Origin of the sequence: Pseudomonas sp. CC120222-01a (genome assembly GCF_003097235.1) — a bacterium.
Taxonomy (GTDB): domain Bacteria; phylum Pseudomonadota; class Gammaproteobacteria; order Pseudomonadales; family Pseudomonadaceae; genus Aquipseudomonas.
In genome coordinates, this window is sequence record NZ_QEQQ01000001.1 from 405,457 (window position 1) to 422,386 (window position 16,930).

Below are 16,930 nucleotides of genomic sequence, written 5' to 3' on the forward strand. Positions count from 1 at the left end.
TTTCACGATCCGCCCTCTAGCCTCTCTGCCTTTCCGGCAGCCCCATCCTTTATGGCTGCCGCCATGGTTCTACGAGGCACACGTGGCAAACACCGCATCCCCATCCGCGCCCAAGCGCGTGGACTGGGCCGGCCTGGGCTGGCTCCTGCTGTTCTTCTGGTACTTCTCAGGCGTCACCCAGGCGCTTCTGCTGTTCAGTGGCACCACCGGTTTCGCCGGTTTCCGCGATGCCCTGTTCCTCAGCACCTTGTGGTTCGTCCCGGTCCTGCTGCTGCCACGCCTCACCCGCACCCTCGCTGCCGTCATCGGCGTGGTTCTGTGGGCCGCCTCGCTGGTGGGTTTGAGCTACTTCGGCATCTACCACCAGGAATTCTCGCAAAGCGTCATCTTCGTGATGTTCGAGTCGAACACCGCCGAAGCGGGCGAATATTTCAGTCAGTACTTCAGCATTGGCCTGATGCTCGGTCTGCTGGCCTACACGGTGGGTGCCGTGCTGTTGTGGACGCGTGTGCGCCCGGTCACCCTGCGCCTGCGCAGCCGCATCCCGGTGGTGGTGCTGCTGCTGGTCGCCAACCTGGTGCTGCCGTTCTACAAGCAAATGGTCACCCAGGAGCGCAACTTCGCCGATGCGGCGGAGAAAGTGCAGCAGCGCATGGAACCCGCCGTGCCTTGGCAGTTGGTAGTCGGCTACCGCCAATACCTGCAGCAGCTGAACAACATGCAGAAACTGCTGGCCCAGAACGCCGCCCTGCCCCCTTTGCAAAACCTCCAGGACAGCAGCGGCGATGCCCCGCGCACCCTGGTGCTGGTGCTTGGTGAGTCGACCACCCGCGAGCACATGCACCTGTACGGCTACAACCGCGACACCACCCCCAACCTGGATGCCCTGGCCGCTACCGACAAGAGCCTGACCGTATTCAAGAACGTGGTCACCCCGCGCCCCTACACCATCGAGGTGATGCAGCAGATCCTCACCTTCGGTGACGAGGAGCACCCTGACCGCTTCCTCACCGACCCGTCGCTGATCAACCTGATGAAACAGGCAGGCTACAAGACCTTCTGGATCACCAACCAGCAGACCATGACCAAGCGCAACACCATGCTCACCACGTTCTCGCAGCAGACCGACGAGCAGGTGTACCTGAACAACCAGCGCAACCAGAACGCCAGCCAGTACGACGAAGTGGTGCTGCCACCGTTCGACAAGGCCCTGAAAGACCCGGCGCCGAAGAAGCTCATCATCGTCCACCTGCTGGGCACGCACATGGACTACCGCTACCGGTACCCAGATGCCTATCAGCACTTCACCGATCGCAAAGGTGCGCCGGCTGCACTGACCGATGACCAAGTGGAAACCTACAACTACTACGACAACGCGGTGCGCTATAACGACTTCGTGGTGTCGAGCCTGATCAAGCAGTATTCAGCGACCACGCCGAACGGCTTCCTGCTGTACCTGTCCGACCACGGCGAAGACGTGTACAGCTCCGGCAACCACGACCGCCTGGGCCGCAACGAAGGCGCGCCGACCCGTCCGATGTACACCGTGCCGTTCCTGCTGTGGACTTCGCCGAGCTGGCAGGCCGAGCACCCACGGGACTTGCAGTCGATGGCCAACCGCCCCTACAGCAGCTCGCACCTGATTCATACGCTGTCGGATCTGGCAGGCTTGAGCTACGACAAGTACGAGCCGGCCAAGAGCCTGGTGAACGCGCAGTTCGCGCCAACGCCACGCTGGATTGGCGACCCGTACCGCAAGGATGGGTTGCATGAGTTCGACCTGTTGCCGCAGGACAAGGCGGAGCAGGTTCAACAGACGGCGGCCAACGACCAGAAGTAGCTCACGGACAGATACAGACGTCTGAAAGCCGATGGCGATATCTCTGATCGCGCCATCGGCTTTTTTGCTTGTCGGCCGCTGTGCAATGCGCGCAAGCGGCTTTAATTGAAATTGAAACAGCGCGTGAATGCACGGCGGGGACATACATCATGGGCGAACTCGAAACATTCAACCGTTCCCTCTTCCTGCTGATCAACGGGGGCGGTGATACGCCGCAGTGGCTGGTCCTGCTCGCCATCGGCATTGCCAAGGGCCTGATCTTTCTCCTACCCGTGTTGATGCTGGGGTTCTGGCTGTGGGGGCACCGTGGGGAACGCAGGCTGGTACTCAAGGCGACCTTGGTTACGGTGATTGCGTTGGTCGTCAATCAGGTCATCTGGGCGGTCTGGCCGCATCCACGGCCGTTCATGATCGGGCTGGGGCATAACTGGATGCTGCATGCGCCGGATTCGTCATTTCCTAGCGATCATATGACCGTGTTTGCCTGCATGGGCTTGACCTTGCTGCTGGATGGTTTGTCGGGGTGGGGGGTGGTCATTTTGCTGACCGGTTTGAGCGTGGCCTGGGCGCGGGTGTTTCTGGGGGTGCACTTTCCGCTCGATATGGTGGGGGCGGTGATTGTTTCGTGCTTGGTATATTCAGGGTTCTCGCCAATCTGGCGACGTATCGGTCGGCCTGTCACTGACTCGGCGGAGCGGCGCTACCGCAGCCTGATGGCGGTGCCGATCAGGGCGGGTTGGCTGCGGGGCTGAACCCTAGCCTCATCGCTCGGTTCTACTGCAGCAGCCCGGACCGCCACGTTTATCGTTTTTACAATTTCGTGGCGCGCCATCAATTGACTCTCGTCCGCTGAGGTCGATAATCGCCTTCCGAATATAGCGAGTCAGCAGGGCAAATGGAGGTTCACATGGCAATCAAAGCGGCAGCACCGGCACTCATCGTCGCCGCGCTCGCGTTGGTCGGTGACTATTCCACCTTGTCACGCCAGGCTGGCACCCGTGAGGTTCGGGAAGCAAGCGCGCCTGTGTCGGGCCTTTCGAACCTCGGCAGCGTCATAGCCAAAGTCACTGAGGGATGGCTCGAACTGGATTCGATCTACGCTAAAACCGTCGCAACCCTCGTGAATGCGGATACATTCGACGAAGGCAAGTACCTCAAGAACATCGAGTTGCTCAAGGCTGTCAGGCAGCTGGAAAATGACCTGAACGGTGCCAACGTGCCCACAGCGTTCAACACCGAGCATTTGGCGCTACGCCGAGCTGTGGCCAAGGTGCGGACCAGAATGGTTGCCATCCATGGGCTCTATCAGCAGTTTTCCATCACCCCGGACGTTTTCCAGAGTGAATTGAGTGGCGAGGGTCTTCGTGACCTGGCTGATCACACCACACTCAGGCTTGGCCACCTGGCCTGAGGGAACGGCAAACGGATGTCGATTGAGGTTGCTTTCCATCCTGAGACGTTCGAAGCCTTTTTCGCGCCAATCGACGCAAAGCATCCTGGCTTATCGGGGCGTTTGAAAAGCGAATTCCAGCGTTACATCGAATCTGGACGGCAATCCATCCCCTCCGTGTTTGGACGCGACGTACCTTACACACAGCCGCCTCTGGCACTCCAAGCCTGCATGATGCACATTCATATACGAATTCCGCCCGCCGTCTTCCCCAGAAATGTGCCGCAGCGGGATAGAGTTTGCAAAGCGGGCAAGCCTGGAGAGGATGCAGCGTTACTGTATGTGCCTGGCGAGTTATACGAGGATCGATACCTATTGCTCGCATTTTTCTGGCCAGATGCTCATAACAAAGCTCGCGATGACACCGCCATGCGTTATCTGGCGCGCCTTGCCAAGGAATGGCGAGAGGCTAACTGATTGCTAAGGTGTGAAAATCACCAACGATCACCACCTCACACGCTAGACACGCCGAATTGGTAGACTACGCCAATTCCATACCCCCACTCGCTCCGCCCCACAGAGCCTGGTACTCAACACGTGTCTCAAATGCCCCAAGCCTCCGCTATAAACCCAGCAGCACAGCGCCCTGAGCCGTCCCGCCGCTTCAGCGTTGCACCGATGATGGATTGGGCAAACTCTACTCACAGGCCTTGATTTACGAGGCATCTGACGCAACCTGTGTCGACGCGTACCAATTTTGTACCAACCGTGCCACCAACGACCCTAAAATTCTCACCCCGCGGAGCTATCCGACTGTTGATAACGCGCTCACAAAAGTGCATCGTGCGGCTACTTCAATCTCTCTATCAGCACAGAACCGCCCTGCACGGATAGCCCATGAAAGCAAGAGACATTTTTACTCCAGGCCGTTTCCCTAGCTACACGTTTGTAGATGATCACTTGGTGGGCAAGCGTGAGGCCTTAGAGAATGCCCTTGACACTGGATCAATGCTGATCTCTGTGTCGGGCCCTTCGAAGTCCGGGAAAACCGTTTTCATTGAAGAGGCGATTGGTAAGGACAAGATTGTTCAGGTTACTGGCGCAGGCATTACTTCCGTCGACTCATTGTGGAAGCGAGTTTTCGATTTGCTGGGCACCGAAATTCCTGTCACCCAGACCAAAACCGCCTCTACAACCAATGGCTTTTCAGCCAAGGGAAGCGCGACCGGTAGCCTTTTTGTTGCAAAAGCGAGCGCTGAACTGGCAGCAAATCACGCCTCAACCGATGCAGATGCCATCACAACGAACCTTACTATTGACTACCTACAACTCCTGATTCAGGAGTTGGCAGACCAAGACCTCACGGTCTTTATTGACGATTTCCACTACATCCCCCGAGAAGTGCAATCGGAAATCGCGAAACAAATCAAAGAAGCCATCCGCAGCAATGTAAAATTTATCGTCGCATCTGTTCCCTATCACGCGGACGATGTCATACGAAGCAATCCCGACCTGCGCGGCCGCATCGTTTCCATCGACTTCGGTTACTGGACCACCGACCTTCTGGAAAAAATTGCACAAAAGGGCTTCGCAGAGCTTGGCATTACGTGCGATGCGAACATGATCCGGGTGCTCGCTGACCAGGCCGCCGGCTCTCCTCAGTTGATGCAGTATCTGTGCCTGAACTCTTGCTACGCGACAGGTGTTAGAGAAAAGGTTGATACGACTCACATCATTCCAAACGATCAAAGCCTGCTTGAGCGTATCTGCAAGAGTACTGTTCTCTCGACCGATTACAGCTCCGTCGTTGATAAAATGATGGAAGGACCACGCGTCCGTGGCTCTGATCGCATCAGCCACGCACTGAAGGATGGCAGTAACGGCGACGTATATTCTCTTCTTATCAAGTGCCTTGCCATCGATCCACCCCAGCTGACGCTGCGTTACGATGATCTTGTTGCGCGGGTTAAGTCTCTCTGCGTCGCTCAAACCCCTAGCGGTTCGAGCATCACCGGCGCCTGCAGCCACATGGCGAAAATTGCTAACGACTCTGCCGGTGAGAACATCATTGAATGGGACGGCGATAACGACGTGCTCGACATTCGGGACCCATACCTGCTCTTCTACATCCGATGGGGCGAGATTTTTAGCTGATAGAACTGAGAAACAGTCGCGTTGCTGCGCACACCAATTGTTCTGTAGTAGGAACATGACAAGGCGCCCAAGCCCCACTGAATCAAGGCTTGGGCGCCTTTATACATTCTGGCATGATCCGATGCATGGGCTTGGATTGGCATGTAATGGCGTATGGCTTGCCCCATTTTTGCCCCGTTGGGCCCCTTGCCCTCTCTCCACGCAAGCCGACCCAACCACTGATCGCGGTTAAATCACTGCGATTGTGGAACGCCTATAATTGTTGGGCTGGCAAAAGGAGATTGTCGATGAGACACGACCAATCAATGGAAGAGCTGCGCGCCATAGTGTTGGCTAATAACCCTAAACTTTCTGCGGCCGAGCTCGACGCTTTAACAGACTTACAAGTTCTCGAACGAGTGAGGAACTCGATCATAGTGGATGATCGACCCGGACGAACCAGGGATCTAGAGCTGGAACAGGTGCGAGCTTTCCTGGATTACCTCATCCAAAAACAACGCTCTAAACAGACCCTGCATTGATTCTCCTCCAGAGGGGATAGGGATTTGAATCCGCCCGGACTGCGCGACAGGCCGCCTTAGGCCCTAAGACATTGCCGACAATCAAGGTCGTTTAGGCTTATTGCGGCCTAATGCGGCCCTAATGCTGCCCTAAAAATGCTCTAAGAACGGACGCACCTCAGCGCCTTGAATGGCAACTCGCCATGTGCAGCTACCATCGTCCTATCAACACAGTCACCGGAGCTCGGACGATGCAAACGGCAACCCCCATGACGGACTGCTGTCCTTTCAACAGGGTTTGGGTGCTGGACACACCCCGAGTGCGTTGCAGTGGGAGCAAGCTCCCAAACCCCAGTGAATTCGGATTTGGGTGCATTTTACGCGTTCGGCGCGTCCGCGCTTGCCCCAACCAATGGACAAAGTTAAAACCCCATGCCACGATCCGGCAATGAGAAACTCCCCTAAACTTCATAGCCAGCAGGCCACGGTAAAATCTGATGAAATTCGATAATCTGAAGCTTTATAACTGGCGTCAATTCTCAGATGTAGAAATTGACTTCCACCCTAAGATGACGATTATCACTGGTGCGAACGGAGCAGGAAAGACAACGATCCTTAAGCTTCTATCGCAACATTTTGGTTGGAACCACTACCTCTTAGCCACACCAACCAAAGTCTTGGGGCAATCCTCTTTCGTATATAAAACAGGCTTCTTCAAGGCCTTACAGAGACACAATAACCATACAAACATGTTTGATGTCGGCAAGCTCAGCTACAGCAACGAAATCATCTCCGACATATTAATACCCTCAGCTGATTCAGCGCAGTACGCAACCCATTTCAACATGCAACAGCAAATTTATGGCATCAGCATCAATTCTCACCGCCCAGTCCAAAACTACCAGGCCATAACATCCATTCCAACAACCGCAATCAGCGCCGAACAAGCTTTCAACAATTACAACTCCGAAATAATAAACAAATTCTCCAATGGATACAGCCAATATTCAACTGTATTCAGAATGAAAGAAACGATAATTTCGATGGCTATGTTTGGTGCAGGCAATGAGTTCGTTCAAAAAAACGAAGAGCTGGCTGCACTATTCCAGAGCTTCAAGAATGTGCTATCAGAAGTTTTGCCACCATCAATCGGCTTCATTGATATAAACGTTCGAATCCCGGATGTTGTATTAGTCACAAAAACCGGTGACTTCATGATAGATGCCGCATCAGGCGGCTTGATGTCCCTCCTTGATCTTGCATGGCAAATATTCTTATATTCCATCAACAAAAGTGAGTTCACCGTACTTCTTGACGAGCCTGAAAACCATCTACACCCGTCTATGCAAAGAACTTTGCTTTCGCGACTCACAGCAGCCTTCCCGAATGCTCAGTTCATAATAGCTACGCACAGCCCGTTCATGGTGTCTTCAGTGAAAGATAGCACCGTATATGCTCTACACTATGTCAATGAAGATATAGAAATAGCAACACCCGAGTTTAGCAGCTCAAAAGTCCGCTCAGTCAGACTTAATCTAGACTCGCGCGCGGCTACGGCCAATGAAATCCTGCGAGACGTATTAGGTGTCCCGATCTCTCTTCCGCAGTGGGCAGAAAACGATTTGCGCACTATCACTTCAAGTTTCACAGCACAAAGCATAACTGCAGAAGGGATTGCCCGCTTAAGAAATGACTTGGAGCAAGCAGGCTTGAGTGAGTATTATCCAGAGGCATTGAAGATGGCAGCGGATCGCCAACCATGATAAAGCTCACAAAGCTCGAAGCGCCTCAAGTGCTGACAGACAACTTCAATAACTGGACTAACACTATTCTTGAAAAAATTGAGAAAGGTGAAGCCCCCACCAATACAGAAAAATCTCGTTACCGACACAAAGACATCAAAGCCAGACTCGAAGAAGAAACAAATGGCAAATGCGCATATTGTGAGAGCAAATTAAAACACATTCATCACGGCGATGTTGAACACATTTTCCCTAAATCTCTCGACCCTTCTAGGCAGTTCGAATGGTCAAACTTGACCCTTGCATGTGAAATATGCAACCAGAATAAGACCAACCGCGATCCAACTCTTGAATATATCATTGACCCCTACGCCATAGACCCTTGTGATCACATATATTTCACAGGAGGCATAGCATATCCACTTGGCACTCCAGAAGGTATCTCGAGCATTACGCTTCTTGATTTAAACCGACCCGCTCTGATTCTCACGAGAACCGAAAAAGTGCAGAAGGTAATGCATATCTTTGACACCATACTCCGTAACGACCTTCCTATACAGGCAAAGAAGGCTATTTATAACGACCTGCTAAGTAATGAGTGCTCAAATAAATCTCAGTATTCGGCGGTTGCGAAAAGTTTAATAGATGCCATGAAGCCTAAACTACCTGCCGACATCTTCAATTGAGTTGCTAATCATGCTCTGAAGCGCTGCATTTATAGGCATGATAACCGATCAGATACAGCGCTCAGGTCACCTCAAATGACCGTTCCAACTCACACGGCCTTGGGTGGAGGTAGATACGCGGCCAGTCCAAGGCCCTTTCCTACCTATGCAATAACCTTCTTCCACCCTATACTGTTCATACATACAGTACAGAGGGTTTCCAGTGTCCGACGATCTGACTACCCTTGAGCCGATACGAGTGGCTCAGGAAGACGAAGAGCTTGAGATCATTGCCTGGTGCATTGATCACCTACCCAATGGTTTTCAAAGCGCCCACTGCGCGCAGGCCAGAGCGCGGTTAGATTGGAGTGTTGAAGCCCTTTCATTCAGATCTGGCGTTTCTAGAGCAGCGATAAGAGCCATCGAAAACGGAGCAGAGCTACGTCCGGTCACAATGCAAGCCTTGGCATTCGCCTTCGAGGCAGAGGGGCTAATTTTCTTACCCGGACACCCTCCAATGACTGGAGAAAACTGTCGTGGTTCAACGAGGGACCCACGCAGCCGCCGTGACTACCACCTACTCGAGTAAACAGCCATGCCTCAGCGTTACCGATTTCCGAGTGGAGAACTGACACCGGGCTTGGTGCTACCGCCAGACATCCAGCGGCGTTTTCGCCTGCTCCTCGCATCGATCGAAGCTGCCAGCAGCCCTGTGAACTGCCTGATCGCTCAGGCCAATGCACAGGGCGCCTGTCTCGGCCTCGACATGGGACATGTCATCGCACGCTATGACATTGAACGAATAGAGATCCTTGTCGATAACCTCGCCAGCCAGCGATTGGCCGAGCTGGCCGGCGACGCGCATCCGTAGCAGATCCGGCACTACTCCAGGCTGCCGCAGGGCCTCAAAACAAACCGCCAAGCGAGGCAGGCTGCCAGTTCATGATCACCAGCTCGCCGGTCATCTCAGCCTTACCCTGCCGCTGGTTCGTGTTGGTGTAGCGGATATCCAGGTACTCGAAGTGGAAGCCGTCGAAGGCGCGCCGGATGTCCGGGTGATCGTTGATGCTGACCATCACCTTGCCCTTGCACCGGCGCATGAAGTCGGCCATGCGCTCGTACTCCTCAAAGGGGAAGTCCACACCGTAGCCGGCGGTCTGCCAGTAAGGCGGGTCCATGTAGAAGAACGTGTGCGCTCGATCGTAACGCTCGGCGCAGGCGAGCCAGGACAGGTTTTCGACGTAGGTGCCAGCGAGGCGCTGCCATGCAGCTGAAAGGTTCTCCTCGATGCGCAGCAGGTTGATGGCCGGCCCTGTGGTGGCGGTACCGAAGGTCTGCCCGGTGACCTTGCCGCCGAATGCGTGCTGCTGCAGGTAGAAGAACCTGGCGGCACGCTGGATATCGGTCAGCGTCTCCGGGCGCGTCATCTTCTGCCATTCGAAGATCTGGCGGGAGCTGAGCGCCCACTTGAACTGGCGGACGAACTCCTCCAAGTGGTTCTGCACAACGCGATAAAGGGTGACCAGGTCACCGTTGAGATCGTTCAGCACCTCCACCGGAGCCGGCTGGGGGCGCATGAAGTACAACGCGGCACCGCCGGCGAAGACTTCGACATAGCATTCATGAGGGGGAAAGATAGGGATCAAGCGGTCGGCCAGGCGGCGTTTGCCACCCATCCAGGGGATGATTGGATAGGTCATAGGTATGCAAGTCTTTACTGTATGGATAAACAGGTGTTAGGCTCGCCGAGCTTTGTGCACAAGGCAGGGGCCACGGCTGGACTTGCAGGAAGGGTCTGCGGGTTCGGCGGGCTGGGCTGGATGTTGACGCATCCACCCGGCTCGCCTCTCTTTACAGTTACATAGCGAGTCCTCAAGGAACGGGTATGGGAAAGAGAACTAAAAACTTCAAAGAAGATACTCTAAAACTCATTCAGCAACTTCCAACAGAGCTTTCGCTAGCAGTCTTACTTGGAACATTTCCTATCTACTTGTTCAGCAAAAGCTCAGAAATGCTAGACGAGATGGTTTCAGGACTTTTGGCCATCGGGCCGCTGATTGATTACTACGCATGGATGCTGGCCCCCTACGCGCTTTTGCTCATAATTAAGTATTTGGTTAGATTCGGTTCGGACCGGGGCAAGCTGGCGTTCAACTTTATTCACAGGATCATTGCAGATGCTGGGACTGGATTTCAAACCATCCTAAGAACTGGGGCAGGCGTTGCGATTGGTGTCTTACTATTACCGGAAGCAGTAACAAAGCCTACCACCAAACAATATTCAATGCTCTACTGGATGGCGGTGATGCCATTAATTTTCAGTTGCACCATGTCTATGTTCAGGAACGAAGTAATGCAGCGCACCGAACATAAAGCTTATAAGAACCCTCTGAAGTTAAATATTAAACGCACTAAAGATTAACGGGTTAGAGCTGAAACATATGCCTGACAGGCCTGCAGCGCGATCAGTCCCCGGTCACCTTCATCGGTGATGGCGATAATTCGTTGAGCATGCGCTCGGTCAAGTTGGGCGCGTACGGTTCCATGTACCACGCCTCCGGCGCTGGAGGCTTCTCGCACCCCACCATCACAACCCTGGGCGGCAAGGGCTCCGGCGTCGACAAGGACTGACAGCCGCAGATCAGCGGTAGCAAGCCGGTCACGCAGACGAGCCTGAGCTTGTTGAGCATCATTCATTTCCCTCCAGTGCGTTTTGGTCTGATCCTGCAGGCGAGCCTCCAGAGCGCGGCGCGCACCTTGCTGCTCTTCCAATTGATTGAGCGCCGCCGAGGCGGCCTCCTCGCGCTCACGGCCGTATGCGCGATCTTTCTTCGCCAGCTGCTCGCCATAATCAGCGGCCTGCTCGGCGAGTTGCTTCCCATACGTGTTGGCCTGCCACACCCAGGCTGCCCGGGCGCCGATGGCGCATGCGAGCACCAGGACCGCCAAGGCGATCAGACGACCGCCCCAGGCACTCACTGCAGTACCTCAAGGGCTCGCTTGTAGATGGCCATGCGATCATCCAGGCCGTTGGTACCGCCGTTGATCCGCTTCGTGATGGCCAGCATGTCACCCTTGTCCGCCAGGCTGTTCAGGCCCTCCTTCTGCCAGAACCACCCGGCCGACATCGCGGCATAAACCGGTTGTTCCAGCAGTTCAGGGGTATTGAGCAGGCGGCTGTCACCGAACAGGGCCTCGCTGCATGCCTCGTAGTTGTATCGGCCGGTGACCTGAATCAGTCCGCGGCCACGGTAAAACTGGCCGTCGCCATCAGCCTCAGGCGTGTTACCCAGACGCTTCGCCAGGCTGCCGGTGTCGTATTTCGACAGGTACTTGTCATTACCGAGCTCACGCACGTATTGCAGCTGGCCCGACTCATGTCCCACCTGGGCGATGAATGCTGCCATGCGCAGGCGCGTGATCACGGCGAACTTGCCCATGGTGGCATTGAGGCCGGGAACAAAAACGCCGGCTTTGCGGCCGGCGTTCGGGAGGATCTGCTGCAACTGTTTTTCGTTGATAGGCATAGCTTTTCTCCAGTGATCGTGGGTTAGGTCGGGGACACTTCCACCGTACGCAGCGGCTTGTCCGCCTTCTTCTTTTTGCCTTTGGCCTTCGCCTTGCCCTTTTTGCCGCCGTTGCACTCCACAGTGGTCGACCAACCGGCCGCGCTGAAGACATGCTCCACGCTGTCCACCAGGTACTCGCCGTCGAGACCATTCTTGAAGCCTTGGGCACTGATGGTTCGCTCAGCGAAGAGGTCCGTACGGCCGACCATTTCCAGGCGCACGCCGGCAGTGCTCCGGTTAAATGCGGCAAGGCGGGCCTTGGCGGCCTGCTGGGCAGCGGTCTTGTCGGGGTAGATATGCCGGTCGGTGTGCACACCCGGCAGGCCATCTGGGGCGTCGTCGTTGTCCAGCTGGACCACCACCAACTTGCCGGTCTTCTTGTCCTGGTGCTGCGTCTTCACCGCCTTCTGCGTGTTGCGGTCGCCCAGGCGAAACGAGTAGCGGCTCACATCCGAACGGCTGATGGTGACGATGGTCAGCGCCTTACCGCTCGCACTCTGGCCGCCTTGGCGCGGTAGCACCAACAACTTGCCGCTGGCCACCTTCGCTGTGCAGTCGTACTGCTTGGCCAGGCGGGTGATGAAGTTAAAGTCGGACTCGTCGCGCTGGTCGACGCGGGGCACTTTCGTCTCCACCGTGCACCCTGGCTCCCAGCCATTGCGAGCGGCCACGTCGCTGACGATCTTGGCCAGCGACACTTCCTCCCAGCTTCCGCTACGCGTGGTCTTACCACTGCCCCGCATGTCGCTGGCCTTCCCGCGCAGCGTGATGGTGTCTGGCGGGCCGGTGACCTCGATCTCGTCCACGGTGTAACTACCCAGCCGCGCCAAGGCCTGCCCTGAATAGCCCAGGAAGATCTCAACCTTCGCGCCGCGAGACGGCAACGTGACAGCCTGATCGCGGTCATCGATCTGCAGCTCGAAGTCATCCGAGTCCACACCAGGTTTGTCCGAGGTGCGAAGCAACACCAGGCGGTCGTTGATCAGCGCGGTGATGTCCTTGCCATCTGCGACGATCTGATATGTCGGTTTCATAGGGTTGCTCCAGATATGAAAAACCCCGCCGGAGCGGGGCTGGTGATGCTTCGCGGGATCAATCCCACAACGTGACCTCCTCAACCTCAACCACCGGCAGATCGGGCAGCTTGATCAACAGCCCTGCGCGATATGGTTGAGGCTCCTCGGCCAGCCCTTGGTTGGCCTGCAGCACCGCCTCCACGGTGCCAATCAGCGTGCCGTAATAGGCGTGGCACATCGTGTCGAGCAAGTCACCGTCAGACGTTCTGCAGGTCATTGCCATAGCTGACAAACTCCAGGTTGAAGCCCTGTTTGCGAGGGATGCCGCCAGCAAGCAGCGCCCCCTGTTCCTCATCGACGCTCAGCAAGCACCAAGTGCCCAGCACTTCGCCGTATCCCGTGGTCAGGGTCACCGGCTGCAAGCGTCGGCCAATGCTGCGCAACTCACCCAGCTGGCCGATGCCGCCCTTGTGGAGCGGGAAGATGGCCCCCTTGATCGTCAGCTTATCCTCGCCCTGCCCCACAGCCTGCTGTGCAATGGAGCGCGTCAGACGCTCCTGACCAGCCCAGCGAAACGCAGTTTTGCGCGTCAGCTCGTCGAAAGCGGCGGTGTCGAGGTTGAAGTAGTAGGGCTGAAGTTTGGGATCTAAGGGCTGGATGATCAGCAGGTGTGGGAAAGGCGTCACTGCTGCAGCCGCCGGGGTGAGGTCTACGCCCAGCCCACTGCTGGGGAGGACGTTGCTAAGGCTTGGGCTGATCGATCCGGCGATTCGGTTCACCGCCGCACTAGCCTTGCTGGCCTGCTCCTTGAAAGAACCCATGCGCTCCTGCACCTGAGATGCCGCCGATACGACCTGGCTGTACTTCGCCGCCACCTGACCTACGGTCGATTGCGTCACGTTGATGGCGCGCATGGTGCGCTGCAGCTTCTCGCCCAATGCCGGACCGATGACCGGCAGGCTCTCCAGCTCTGCCGCTGCGCCGGTCATATCGCTGACCGCGCCCGTCAATGGACCCAACATACCGTCGAGCGTCGTTCGCCCCGCCACCCCCGCTGCCACCAATGAGGACAGCGAAGATGTCAGTAGCTCCATGTAGGCCATGGCACCTCCTTAGATAATGTGAGCAGCGTCAAACAGCTGAATCGACGCCTGACGGGCCGCCAGTTCGCGCTGGAGGGACTGAAACAGGGCGCGCAGCGGTGCATCCATGTCGCGTACCAGCTGGTACGGGTCCTTAACATCACCCTGCACGGTCACCGGCATGGTCAGCGCGATGGCGAAGCTCTGGTCGACCTTGGCCGGTTCGGCTTTCGTCTTCTCGGCCGGCTTGGCTGCTACTGGGGCTGTTTGCGCCGGCACTGGCGGAGGTGACTCTTTGACCAGTGCGCGCACCACCGCACCAGGTGCTGGGCCTGGCTGCCTGTCCTGAGTCGGCGCCTCAGGCGATGCCACCGGCGAAGCCTTCGCCACAGCTGCACCGAGCGGCGGAGCGTCGACCTTCGGCGCCTCCGTGGCTTTGTGCTTGTCTGCGGCAACCTTCTCTGCCGGCGTCTTGGCGACTGCCGCCCCAAGTACCGGCACCTCAACCATCGGGGCTTCCTTGGTCTTGGGCTTTTCCTGGGCAATCTGCTCCGCCGGATCATCGCCGAACAGCTTTTTACCCAGCCAACCACCGATAGACTCTCCCCCAAGGCCGCCCAGCACCATGCCAATGGCCCCACCCACAGCGCCGCCGACGGCGGTGCCGAGGACCGGCACGATAGAACCAACCGTCGCGCCGACCGTTGCCCCGTAGGCGCCACCTGCCCAGGCACCGGCCACGCCGCCAGCCAGACCACCGTAGCCCTCTGCCTTCTCATCACGGGTTTCGGCGTTCATCGCAACATCGAGCACCCCTGGCACTGCATCGATCAGCTTGCCACCGGGCACCTTCGACAGCGCCTTGGTTACGCCACGTACGCTGTGCACAGCACGCGCAACTCCACCTAACTCCCCCGCTATGCTGCTTGTACCAACTAGGGTGGGCATGGCCGGCGCCGACGGCAAATGCACCGGAGGAACCTTAGGTGCAGGCTGAGGAACATGCGGTGCACTGACTGGGGCTACTCGCGGCGGCGTAGTTGGAGCGCGCCGGGGATCAGCGAGCGCCCCGGCAAGACGACGGCGACGACGGCGCGCCCGGCGACTGCCAGGCTCACGAGGCCCTGCTTCAGCGACACTACCGCCCAGCCGGCCAAAGGCATCGGCGTTTACCACAAAGACCCGCTGCGGCTCGCTTCCTAAACTCCCCGGCGGGTCATTACTGGCTGGCAGACCAAGTCCTTGGCCCAGCGCGTCCAAGCCCGCGTCAACCAGAGGGTTTCCAGTCTTGCGCACCGGCAACCCGCCCGGCGTGTCCATTTCCTTGCCGCCGCGCCGGGTGCGCGAAGTCCGCCCCCGGGCCACGTTATATGCGCCACGCAAAACCTTGAGCCCGCCACGGGCAGTTAGCACCGCGCTGACGGCTGCCGCCAGGCCAGCAAGCCCCATGATCACTGCTGGGAACTTGTCCGACAGCGTCGTCATGGCTTGAACAATCGCCGTCAGCCCCTGGGCCACAGCGTCAGTCGCCGGCCGGATGGCATCACCCACACTGCGCATCGAATCGCTCCAGGCCTGGCCGAGCTCCGCCCAGCGCTGCGACGACGTTTCGCGGCGTTCTGCCAGGTTCTTGTCCAGAATCCCTGTCGCGTTCTGCGAGTCGGCCTTCAGCTGGCTGTACAGCCCACGGTTCTGCGCATACGCGGTCAGGGCTGCCTTAACCTGCATGTCAGCGAACAGATCGCCAGTGCGCAGGGTTTTCTCCAAAGCCTCCAGTGCTGCCTTGGCCTTCTCCGGGTCGACTTCCTTCTCGATGTTGGCCTGGGCTTCCTTCATCTTTTTGGCCTTCGCCGGGTCGGTCGCCTCGACGTACTTCATGGCCAGGGCCATGGACGACTCAATGACGTTCATACCCTTCTGCAGGCCCGTGTTCAGCGACGCCTGGTAGTCGATGCCCACATCCTTATAGGCCTTGACCACATCACCGGAGCCGATCTTCTCCATCCAGTTCTTGAAGTTGTTCGCTGCCTCGTCCGAGCTGCCGGCGGTCTTCATCTGCACCTGCAGCATTGCGCCCAAGGACGAAACCGAAGCCATGCCGGTGATCCCGTTCTTCTCCATCCCTGCAAGCAGCTGCGGGAACCACTTGGCCATGTCGCTGGCCTCAAAGCTTCCCGCCTGACCCTGATACGCGATGGCTTCCAGTGCCTGCTCCATCACCTTGGGATCGGTGATCTTGGCGTTCTGCTGCAGCGCCATGATCATGCTGGCCGTGTCGACGCCTGAGGCACCCTGGCCGATGGCGAACTTGGCCGCCGTCGGCGCGTAGGCCATCGCCTTGTCCAGCTCCATGCCGGCGCCGACCAGCTGGTTGATCAGGTCGGCCACCTCGTTACGGCCCATGCCCGTGTCCTTCGCCGTCTGGATCACCGTGCGGCTGAGCTGCACTTCCTCGGGCTTGTTGACTGCATCGGCCTTGATCGCGATGTCGCGGATGATCGCCTGGTAGTCCGCGCTGATCTTGGTCGGGATGGCGGTCAGGCCCACCCCTGCGGCAGCGGCCCCCACGTTGGTCTTCAATGACGACTTGCCGGCGTTGATCTGTTGATGCCCTTTCAGCTGCAGGTCGGCACTTTTCGCATCACGCGCCAACCGCTGATACTCGCGGCTGAGCCGGCCGACCTCGACGCCCTGCTTGCGCAGCGACTCCAAGTTGCCGTTGAGCTTGCGCAGTAGCTTGTCGGCCCCGGCAGCACCGGTGTCGTGCGCCCGCTTCCATTCAGCCTGCAGCTTGATGGTGTCGCCAATGGTGCCCTTGAGCACCTTGGCTTTGTTGCTCGTCTGCTCAAGCTTCTGGATACGACCCTGGACGTCCTTGAACGCGGCACCGACCGACCCCGCGACAGAACCTCCAATCTCCAGGGCTAACTTCATCTTTGCCATCAGCTACCCCCTGCTCAGTCGGCGAGCCA

18 protein-coding genes are annotated in these 16,930 nt (G+C 57.4%); 11 read left to right on the forward strand and 7 right to left on the reverse strand.

Going from position 1 to position 16,930, the window contains the following annotated elements; translation table 11 throughout:
* Window positions 1-82: 82 nt before the first annotated feature.
* From N430_RS01975 to N430_RS02020, 10 genes are all read left to right on the forward strand, one after another.
* Entirely contained in the window at window positions 83-1,840 is a 1,758-nt protein-coding gene (locus tag N430_RS01975; RefSeq protein WP_110631490.1) for a phosphoethanolamine transferase CptA, read from the forward strand.
* A gap of 149 nt (window positions 1,841-1,989) precedes the next feature.
* The gene (locus N430_RS01980; protein WP_110631487.1) at window positions 1,990-2,592 is read left to right on the forward strand and encodes a phosphatase PAP2 family protein; all 603 of its coding nucleotides are present in this window, start codon (window positions 1,990-1,992) and stop codon (window positions 2,590-2,592) included.
* Between the two features lie 155 nt (window positions 2,593-2,747).
* On the forward strand, window positions 2,748-3,251 hold the full coding sequence (locus N430_RS01985) for a hypothetical protein (protein ID WP_110631484.1): 504 nt from the start codon (window positions 2,748-2,750) through the stop codon (window positions 3,249-3,251).
* A 15-nt stretch (window positions 3,252-3,266) separates the two neighbouring features.
* Window positions 3,267-3,707: a type II toxin-antitoxin system YafO family toxin gene (locus N430_RS01990; RefSeq protein WP_110631481.1), complete on the forward strand. Its 441-nt coding sequence runs from the start codon at window positions 3,267-3,269 to the stop codon at window positions 3,705-3,707.
* Window positions 3,708-4,127: 420 nt separating this feature from the next.
* Window positions 4,128-5,384 carry an ATP-binding protein gene (locus N430_RS01995; protein WP_110631478.1) on the forward strand — a complete coding sequence of 419 codons (1,257 nt, stop codon included), beginning with the start codon at window positions 4,128-4,130 and terminating at the stop codon, window positions 5,382-5,384.
* A gap of 287 nt (window positions 5,385-5,671) precedes the next feature.
* Window positions 5,672-5,905, forward strand: coding sequence for a hypothetical protein (locus tag N430_RS02000; protein WP_110631475.1), 234 nt, complete (start codon window positions 5,672-5,674; stop codon window positions 5,903-5,905).
* Window positions 5,906-6,381: 476 nt separating this feature from the next.
* Window positions 6,382-7,647 carry an AAA family ATPase gene (locus tag N430_RS02005; protein WP_110631473.1) on the forward strand — a complete coding sequence of 422 codons (1,266 nt, stop codon included), beginning with the start codon at window positions 6,382-6,384 and terminating at the stop codon, window positions 7,645-7,647.
* The gene (locus N430_RS02010) at window positions 7,644-8,312 is read left to right on the forward strand and encodes an HNH endonuclease (protein ID WP_110631470.1); all 669 of its coding nucleotides are present in this window, start codon (window positions 7,644-7,646) and stop codon (window positions 8,310-8,312) included. The genes N430_RS02005 and N430_RS02010 overlap by 4 nt, the downstream gene beginning before the upstream one ends.
* 238 nt (window positions 8,313-8,550) lie before the next feature.
* Complete coding sequence (locus N430_RS02015) at window positions 8,551-8,880, forward strand: helix-turn-helix transcriptional regulator (RefSeq protein ID WP_110632514.1); 330 nt, start codon at window positions 8,551-8,553, stop codon at window positions 8,878-8,880.
* A 6-nt stretch (window positions 8,881-8,886) separates the two neighbouring features.
* A complete protein-coding gene (locus tag N430_RS02020; protein WP_110631466.1) occupies window positions 8,887-9,162 on the forward strand; it encodes a hypothetical protein in 276 nt (91 codons plus the stop codon).
* A gap of 34 nt (window positions 9,163-9,196) precedes the next feature.
* Here the strand turns inward: N430_RS02020 and N430_RS02025 are convergent, their stop codons facing one another.
* Window positions 9,197-9,991 (reverse strand): DNA adenine methylase, encoded by a 795-nt coding sequence (locus N430_RS02025; protein WP_110631463.1) that lies wholly within the window; start codon window positions 9,989-9,991, stop codon window positions 9,197-9,199.
* Between the two features lie 185 nt (window positions 9,992-10,176).
* Here N430_RS02025 and N430_RS02030 point away from each other — a divergent pair, with 185 nt between their 5' ends.
* Window positions 10,177-10,713: a hypothetical protein gene (locus N430_RS02030; RefSeq protein WP_110631460.1), complete on the forward strand. Its 537-nt coding sequence runs from the start codon at window positions 10,177-10,179 to the stop codon at window positions 10,711-10,713.
* Here the strand turns inward: N430_RS02030 and N430_RS02035 are convergent.
* From N430_RS02035 to N430_RS02060, 6 genes are read right to left on the reverse strand one after another with little or no spacing between them, the layout of a single operon-like run.
* Window positions 10,710-11,270: a lysis protein gene (locus tag N430_RS02035; RefSeq protein ID WP_110631457.1), complete on the reverse strand. Its 561-nt coding sequence runs from the start codon at window positions 11,268-11,270 to the stop codon at window positions 10,710-10,712. The two genes, N430_RS02030 and N430_RS02035, sit on opposite strands and share 4 nt — an antisense overlap.
* A complete protein-coding gene (locus tag N430_RS02040; protein ID WP_110631453.1) occupies window positions 11,267-11,818 on the reverse strand; it encodes a glycoside hydrolase family 19 protein in 552 nt (183 codons plus the stop codon). The genes N430_RS02035 and N430_RS02040 overlap by 4 nt, the downstream gene beginning before the upstream one ends.
* A 23-nt stretch (window positions 11,819-11,841) precedes the next feature.
* Entirely contained in the window at window positions 11,842-12,894 is a 1,053-nt protein-coding gene (locus N430_RS02045) for a phage late control D family protein (RefSeq protein WP_110631450.1), read from the reverse strand.
* A 58-nt stretch (window positions 12,895-12,952) separates the two neighbouring features.
* Entirely contained in the window at window positions 12,953-13,159 is a 207-nt protein-coding gene (locus N430_RS02050; RefSeq protein WP_110631447.1) for a tail protein X, read from the reverse strand.
* The gene (locus tag N430_RS02055; protein WP_110631444.1) at window positions 13,134-13,979 is read right to left on the reverse strand and encodes a phage tail protein; all 846 of its coding nucleotides are present in this window, start codon (window positions 13,977-13,979) and stop codon (window positions 13,134-13,136) included. Before N430_RS02055 ends, N430_RS02050 begins: the two co-directional genes overlap by 26 nt.
* Before the next feature lie 9 nt (window positions 13,980-13,988).
* Window positions 13,989-16,901: a phage tail tape measure protein gene (locus tag N430_RS02060; protein WP_110631442.1), complete on the reverse strand. Its 2,913-nt coding sequence runs from the start codon at window positions 16,899-16,901 to the stop codon at window positions 13,989-13,991.
* Window positions 16,902-16,930: the final 29 nt, after the last annotated feature.

Excerpts from the sequence above, each read along its gene's own strand:
- N430_RS02045 (WP_110631450.1), bottom strand. The coding sequence starts at position 12,894 with ATGAAACCGACATATCAGATCGTCGCAGATGGCAAGGACATCACCGCG.
- N430_RS01985 (WP_110631484.1), top strand. The coding sequence starts at position 2,748 with ATGGCAATCAAAGCGGCAGCACCGGCACTCATCGTCGCCGCGCTCGCG.
- N430_RS02030 (WP_110631460.1), top strand. The coding sequence starts at position 10,177 with ATGGGAAAGAGAACTAAAAACTTCAAAGAAGATACTCTAAAACTCATT.
- N430_RS02020 (WP_110631466.1), top strand. The coding sequence starts at position 8,887 with ATGCCTCAGCGTTACCGATTTCCGAGTGGAGAACTGACACCGGGCTTG.
- N430_RS02010 (WP_110631470.1), top strand. The coding sequence starts at position 7,644 with ATGATAAAGCTCACAAAGCTCGAAGCGCCTCAAGTGCTGACAGACAAC.
- N430_RS02040 (WP_110631453.1), bottom strand. The coding sequence starts at position 11,818 with ATGCCTATCAACGAAAAACAGTTGCAGCAGATCCTCCCGAACGCCGGC.
- N430_RS02050 (WP_110631447.1), bottom strand. The coding sequence starts at position 13,159 with ATGGCAATGACCTGCAGAACGTCTGACGGTGACTTGCTCGACACGATG.
- N430_RS02025 (WP_110631463.1), bottom strand. The coding sequence starts at position 9,991 with ATGACCTATCCAATCATCCCCTGGATGGGTGGCAAACGCCGCCTGGCC.
- N430_RS02055 (WP_110631444.1), bottom strand. The coding sequence starts at position 13,979 with ATGGCCTACATGGAGCTACTGACATCTTCGCTGTCCTCATTGGTGGCA.
- N430_RS01995 (WP_110631478.1), top strand. The coding sequence starts at position 4,128 with ATGAAAGCAAGAGACATTTTTACTCCAGGCCGTTTCCCTAGCTACACG.
- N430_RS02005 (WP_110631473.1), top strand. The coding sequence starts at position 6,382 with ATGAAATTCGATAATCTGAAGCTTTATAACTGGCGTCAATTCTCAGAT.
- N430_RS02060 (WP_110631442.1), bottom strand. The coding sequence starts at position 16,901 with ATGGCAAAGATGAAGTTAGCCCTGGAGATTGGAGGTTCTGTCGCGGGG.
- N430_RS02000 (WP_110631475.1), top strand. The coding sequence starts at position 5,672 with ATGAGACACGACCAATCAATGGAAGAGCTGCGCGCCATAGTGTTGGCT.
- N430_RS01980 (WP_110631487.1), top strand. The coding sequence starts at position 1,990 with ATGGGCGAACTCGAAACATTCAACCGTTCCCTCTTCCTGCTGATCAAC.
- N430_RS01990 (WP_110631481.1), top strand. The coding sequence starts at position 3,267 with ATGTCGATTGAGGTTGCTTTCCATCCTGAGACGTTCGAAGCCTTTTTC.